Origin of the sequence: Caballeronia choica, assembly GCF_001544535.1 — a bacterium.
Lineage (GTDB): Bacteria > Pseudomonadota > Gammaproteobacteria > Burkholderiales > Burkholderiaceae > Caballeronia > Caballeronia choica.
Map to the genome: position 1 here is coordinate 1 of NZ_FCON02000519.1, position 917 is coordinate 917.

Below are 917 nucleotides of genomic sequence, written 5' to 3' on the forward strand. Positions count from 1 at the left end.
GCAATCTCGTAAGCGGATTCCTGCCGGAATACCACTTCAACCAGCCGCGCACGCGCGCTCATGTTGCTGTCGATCGCCAGCCGGATGACCTCGACCGCCGTGCGCATCTTCTCGGTCGGGAAACCCGTTGTTGAGCGCAACCGGATTCGGTGCCGGCCAAGGGTCAGCCAATCGTATTCGAATTCCATGGTGTCCTCACATGGTCTGTCACGAGCGCCGTGAAGATAGGATGTGGCCACCCGAATTCAAGAGCAGAAAGTTGCAATATCCCCCTTGAAATTTCCGCTCAAGATCCTATTTTAAATTCCGCTCAGGCAGTCGCTCCAGCAGACCGGCGCGCTGCGTGTTTCGATTTGTTTGCCCGCAGCACGGCAGACGGACTGGAGCGCGTAGGCCGGTTCGTCTTCCTGTTGGTTTGAAGGAGGAAATGATCATGAGCGATCTCTATTTCGGGACCGATCTTTTTAGCGATTTCGACCGTCTGCAACGGCAGATGGCGAGCCTCTTCGGCGGTTTCCCGTCCAGCATCCGTTCCGGGCGCTTCGGCGCCTTCCCGCAGGTCAACATCGGTTCGACCGACGACTCGATTGAGATCGTCGCGTTCGCGCCGGGTGTCGATCCGGCAAAGCTCGATGTATCGATTGACAAGGGGTTGCTGACCATCAGCGGCGAGCGCGGGGACCGCACAGCCGGAAGCCAGCGACGACACGCGTACCTATGCGAGGAGCGGTTCATCGGCGCTTTCCGGCGCGTCATTGAACTGCCGCAGCACGCGGACCCCGACAAGGTCACGGCGCAGTACACCAATGGCTGCCTGACCGTGAGCATCGGCAAGCGGGAGACGTCAAAGCCGCGGGCCGTCACTGTTCAATGAAAACCGTCGCAGAACTGAGGAGGACATCATGAACGACACGACA

At 59.2% G+C, this 917-nt stretch carries 1 protein-coding gene and 1 pseudogene; one reads left to right on the forward strand and one right to left on the reverse strand.

The genetic code is table 11. The features are described from left to right. Positions 1 to 188 (reverse strand): annotated as a pseudogene (locus AWB68_RS45435) (hypothetical protein); the annotation flags it as partial. A 245-nt stretch (positions 189 to 433) separates the two neighbouring features. Here AWB68_RS45435 and AWB68_RS45440 point away from each other — a divergent pair. After that, positions 434 to 874 carry an Hsp20/alpha crystallin family protein gene (locus AWB68_RS45440; RefSeq protein WP_087650504.1) on the forward strand — a complete coding sequence of 147 codons (441 nt, stop codon included), beginning with the start codon at positions 434 to 436 and terminating at the stop codon, positions 872 to 874. Positions 875 to 917: the final 43 nt, after the last annotated feature.

Coding starts and splice junctions, on each gene's coding strand:
- AWB68_RS45440 (WP_087650504.1), top strand. CDS start 434: ATGAGCGATCTCTATTTCGGGACCGATCTTTTTAGCGATTTCGACCGT.